The following is a 4,919-nucleotide window of genomic DNA, read 5'->3' as shown; positions in this document are numbered from 1 at the left end:
CCGAGGCCGCGCCCGCGCCCTCGGCCTCGCCTTCGCCCGAGCTGAACGGCAGCGGCCGGCCCGCCCGGCCGCTGGCCAAGCCCCCGGTCCGCAAGCTGGCCAAGGACCTGGGCATCGACCTGGCGGCGGTCACCCCGAGCGGGCCGGACGGGATCATCACCCGCGAGGACGTCCACGCGGCCGCCGAAGCCGTCCAGACGGCCCGGGAGACGCCCGTGGCGGCCCCGTCCAGGGCCGTGGAGGGCCGGGAGCGGCGGGTGCCCGTGAAGGGCGTACGGAAGGCCACCGCGCAGGCGATGGTCAACAGCGCCTTCACCGCCCCGCATGTGACCGAGTTCGTGACGGTCGACGTGACCCGCACCATGAAGCTCGTCGCCGACCTCAAGCAGGACCCGGCGATGGCCGGGCTGCGGGTCAACCCGCTGCTGCTGGTCGCCAAGGCCCTGCTGGTGGCCATCCGGCGCAACCCGGATGTCAACGCCACCTGGGACGAGGACAACCAGGAGATCGTCTACAAGGACTACGTCAATCTGGGCATCGCGGCGGCCACCCCGCGCGGGCTGATCGTCCCCAACATCAAGGACGCCCACGCCAAGACCCTGCCCGAACTGGCGTCCGCCCTGGGTGAGCTGGTCACCACCGCCCGTGAGGGCAAGACCACCCCGGCCGACATGTCCGGCGGCACGGTCACCATCACCAACGTCGGCGTCTTCGGCATCGACGCGGGCACACCGATCCTCAACCCCGGTGAGTCCGCGATCCTCGCCTTCGGCGCCGTCAAGCTCCAGCCGTGGGTCCACAAGGGCGAGGTCAAGCCCCGCCAGGTGACCACGCTCGCGCTCTCCTTCGACCACCGGCTGGTCGACGGCGAGCTGGGCTCCAAGGTGCTCGCGGACGTCGCGGCCGTCCTGGAGCGGCCCAAGCGCCTCATCACCTGGGCGTGATGTAGCGGCAGACCCCATCCCCCGTCCGCATCGCGGACGGGGGATGGGTGCGCATGCATCTTGTATCTATGATGTGCGCATCATGAGTCCCGCCGATACGGCCACCAAGCCGCCCCCCGCCGCCGAACGCGTCTACCACCACGTCAAACAAGCCGTCCTCGACCGCCGCTACGAGGGCGGCACACTGCTGAGCGAGGGCGAACTCGCGGACGCCGTCGGGGTCTCCCGTACGCCCGTCCGGGAGGCCCTGCTGCGCCTGGAGGCCGAGGGGCTGCTCAAGCTCTATCCGAAGAAGGGCGCCCTGGTGCTGCCCGTCTCCTCGCAGGAGATCGCGGATGTGGTCGAGACCCGGCTGCTGGTGGAGCAGCACGCGGTCGCCAAGGTCGTCCCGGCCGGGGAGCGGTTGCTGGGGCGGCTCGAGGAGCTGCTGGAGGAGCAGAAGGTGCACGCGGCGGCCGGGGATCTGGCCGCCTTCGCGGCCGCCGACCGCTGCTTCCACGCGGCCATCGTCAGGGCGGCGGGAAACGCCATCCTGGCGCAGCTCTACGACCAGTTGCGGGACCGCCAGTTGCGGATGGGCGTGGCCACCATGCACGCCGAGCCCGGCCGTATCGCCAAGAACATCACCGAGCACACGGATATCCTCCGGGCCCTGCGCGCCGGGGACGCCGGGTTCGCGTCCGGGCTGGTGCAGCGCCATATCAGTTGGGTGAGCAACCTCGCCCGGGGTGAGGAGCGATGACCTCGGCCCAGTTGCCCGGCGATCCGCCCGGCGGCCGTCGTGCCGTCGCCGTGTGGGGTCTGGGCGTCGCCGTCTACTTCGTCGCCATCACCTATCGCACCAGCCTCGGCGTCGCCGGTATCGACGCCGCCGAGCGCTTCCACATCAACGCCTCGGCGCTGTCGACCTTCTCCATCCTTCAGGTGCTGGTCTACGCCGGGATGCAGATACCGGTCGGGCTCATGGTCGACCGTCTCGGCACCCGTAAGGTGCTCATGCTCGGGGTGGTGCTCTTCACCCTGGGGCAGTTCGGCTTCGCGTTCTCCCACTCCTACGCGATGGCGCTGGGCTCCCGGGCGCTGCTCGGCTGCGGTGACGCGATGACCTTCATCAGCGTGCTGCGGCTCGGCTCGCGCTGGTTCCCGGCCCGCCGCGGGCCGCTCATCGCCCAGATCGCCGCGCTCTTCGGCATGGCGGGCAACCTGGTCTCCACGCTGGTGATCGCCCGCTCCCTGCACAGCGTCGGCTGGACCACGACCTTCGCGGGCAGCGCGCTCGGCGGCCTGGCCGTCTTCGTCCTGGCGCTGTTCTTCCTCAAGGACCACCCGAAGGGCTTCGAGCCCGCGCCCGCCACGCATCTGGGCGCCGACTACGTCCGCCGGCAGATCGCGGACGCCTGGCGGGAGCCCGGCACCCGGCTCGGCATGTGGGTGCACTTCACCACCCAGTTCCCGGCGATGGTCTTCCTGCTGCTGTGGGGGATGCCGTTCCTGGTCGAGGCGGAGGGGCTGTCCCGGGCGACCGCGGGCCAGCTCCTGACCCTCGTGGTGCTCTCCAACATGGCGGTCGGCCTGGTCTACGGGCAGGTCATCGCCCGGCACCACGCCGCCCGCGCCCCGCTGGCCCTCGGCACGGTCGGCGCCACCGCGCTGCTGTGGGGCACCGTGCTGGTCTGGCCGTCCGCCCACGCGCCCATGTGGCTGCTGGTCGTCCTGTGCGTGGTGCTCGGCGCCTGCGGGCCCGCGTCGATGATCGGCTTCGACTTCGCCCGGCCCGCCAATCCGCCCGAGCGGATCGGCACCGCGTCCGGAATCGTCAACATGGGCGGCTTCACGGCCTCGATGACCACACTGCTGGCCGTCGGTGTGCTGCTGGACCTGACCGGCCAGAACTTCCGGATCGCGTTCGCCTCGGTGTTCGTGCTCCAGGCGCTGGGCATCAGCCAGATCCTGCGGCTGCGCGGCCGGGCGCACCGCCGGGAGCGCGAGCGTGTGGTCGCGAGCCGTGTCGAGGCCGTGCACGTACCGGCGTGACCCCGGAGGGCTTACGGCGTGACCCCGGGGGGCTTACGGCGTGATCCCGGGCGCTGTGCGGCCCGGCCCTGCGGGCCGCGCTAGGGCGTGACCGCGAAGTGCCCGAGGATCGCCTCGGCCAACTGCTGATCGCCCTCGATCTTCAGCCGCTCCGAGACCGCCTCGGGCCGCACCCGCCCACACGCCAGCCGCATGTAGGTCTCCCAGTCCAGGGAGAGGGTGGCCGTCGGCCCGAGCGAGACGCTGCCGTCGATGCTGCCCCGGCCGTCCGCGTCGACCCGCACCGTCCGCATGAACTCCAGTGGGCCGTTCACATCGAAGACGACGGCCGACTGGGGCGCCGCGCCCGCGTCCTTGGCGACCACCTTCGGCAGCCCCGACAGCAGCAGGTCACGGGTGATCGTGGCGCCCGGCGAGTCCAGATTGCCGGGCTTGTTCAGGGCCCGGCGCAGATCCTGCTCATGCACCCAGACGTCGAAGACCCGCTTCGTCAGGGCCTCCTCCAGCGTCACCTCGGAGCCGCCGGGCCAGCGCACCTTGGCGTCCGGGGCGCGCTTCTCGTTCCGCAACTGGCGGCCCCGCCGGATGACGGTGTACTCCAGCTCGGAGGTCATCTCGGGCGCGGTGTGGCAGCGCCGGACGTCGACCTGGACCTCCATGTACCGCGACAGCTCGTTGGTGACGTGGTAGAGGTCGCGCGGCAGGCTGTGGATGGGGCGGGGATCGCCGAGCATCTCGCATTCGAGGCCGATCACATGCGAGACGACGTCCCGAACCGACCATCCCGGGCACTCGGTGGCGAGGTTCCACTCGCGCTCCGCGAGCGGATTCACCAACTCCGATATCGCGTCGATGGAGTGCGTCCAGGCGTCGATGGAGGTCTGAAGGCTGGGATGGACGGTCACGGGACCCCTCGGGCGGTTGGTGCGCGGGCTGGGTGCTGGTGTGTGCGTTCAAGTTACGCTGCCCACGAGCGCACGGGCAGTGCTTTCGGCTCTGATCGTAGGCCCGGATCGGCGGCCGGCGGCCTGCTCGCGATGGTAGTGTGCGCCCGCCTTCGCCTTATCTCCGGACAGACCCCTGCATATCGGTCGAAAGCCATCGGGGGGTGGGGGAATGAGACGGGTGGGGCTGCTGTTTCATGGGGATATGGCTCCACGTGCACGCGTCCGCGCCCCCGAACTGATCGGCCGGGGCGGCTGGCTCAATACCGGCGGCAACGACCTCACCCTCACCGGCCTGCGAGGGCGCATCGTCATCCTCGACTTCTGGACCTTCTGCTGTGTGAACTGTCTGCATGTCCTGGACGAACTGCGCGAGCTGGAGGAGAAGCACCGCGACACCGTGGTGATCGTCGGAGTGCACTCGCCGAAGTTCGTCCACGAGGCGGAGCACCAGGCGGTCGTGGACGCCGTCGAGCGCTACGAGGTGCACCACCCGGTCCTCGACGACCCCGAGCTGGCCACCTGGAAGCAGTACGCGGTACGGGCCTGGCCCACCCTGGTCGTCATCGACCCCGAGGGCTATGTGGTCGCCCAGCACGCGGGCGAGGGCCACGCACACGCCCTGGAGACCCTCGTGGGCCAGTTGGAGGCCGAGCACGCCGCCAAGGGCACCCTGCGGCGCGGCGACGGCCCGTTTGCCCACCCGTCACCCGACCACCACCCCTCAACGAGCTTCGCCCCCCTCCTGATGGAGCCGGTCCCCACCGAGCTGCGCTTCCCCGGTAAGGCGCTGCCGCTGCCCGGCGGTACCTTCCTCGTCTCGGACACCACCCGCCATCAACTGGTGGAACTCGCGGCGGACGGCGAGAGCGTGGTGCGGCGGATCGGCGCGGGCGAGCGCGGCCTTGACGACGGCACGAGCGAGCGGGCCCGCTTCAGCGAGCCCCAGGGGCTCGCCCCGCTCCCCGACGGCACCGTGGCCGTCGCCGACACCGTG

5 protein-coding genes are annotated in these 4,919 nt (G+C 71.1%); 4 read left to right on the top strand and 1 reads right to left on the bottom strand.

Annotated elements, in window-relative coordinates; all coding sequences use genetic code 11:
• The 3 genes from KN815_RS44020 to KN815_RS44010 form a co-directional block, all read left to right on the top strand.
• Positions 1-944 (top strand): dihydrolipoamide acetyltransferase family protein (locus KN815_RS44020; RefSeq protein ID WP_216347359.1); only part of this gene is annotated, 944 nt, incomplete at its 5' end.
• An 82-nt stretch (positions 945-1,026) separates the two neighbouring features.
• Entirely contained in the window at positions 1,027-1,686 is a 660-nt protein-coding gene (locus KN815_RS44015) for a GntR family transcriptional regulator (RefSeq protein ID WP_216347358.1), read from the top strand.
• Positions 1,683-2,978: an MFS transporter gene (locus tag KN815_RS44010; protein ID WP_216347357.1), complete on the top strand. Its 1,296-nt coding sequence runs from the start codon at positions 1,683-1,685 to the stop codon at positions 2,976-2,978. Before KN815_RS44015 ends, KN815_RS44010 begins: the two co-directional genes overlap by 4 nt.
• Before the next feature lie 80 nt (positions 2,979-3,058).
• Here KN815_RS44010 and KN815_RS44005 read toward each other — a convergent pair whose 3' ends face one another.
• Complete coding sequence (locus tag KN815_RS44005; protein WP_216347356.1) at positions 3,059-3,883, bottom strand: maleylpyruvate isomerase family mycothiol-dependent enzyme; 825 nt, start codon at positions 3,881-3,883, stop codon at positions 3,059-3,061.
• A 244-nt stretch (positions 3,884-4,127) separates the two neighbouring features.
• Here KN815_RS44005 and KN815_RS44000 point away from each other — a divergent pair.
• Positions 4,128-4,919, top strand: a 792-nt coding sequence (locus KN815_RS44000) for a thioredoxin-like domain-containing protein (RefSeq protein WP_216347355.1), incomplete at its 3' end; no start/stop codon positions are given.

The organism is Streptomyces niphimycinicus (genome assembly GCF_018883605.1).
GTDB classification, from domain to species: domain Bacteria; phylum Actinomycetota; class Actinomycetes; order Streptomycetales; family Streptomycetaceae; genus Streptomyces; species Streptomyces niphimycinicus.
Note: the sequence above shows the minus strand (reverse complement) of the source record. Positions and strands in the feature narration are given on the sequence as shown.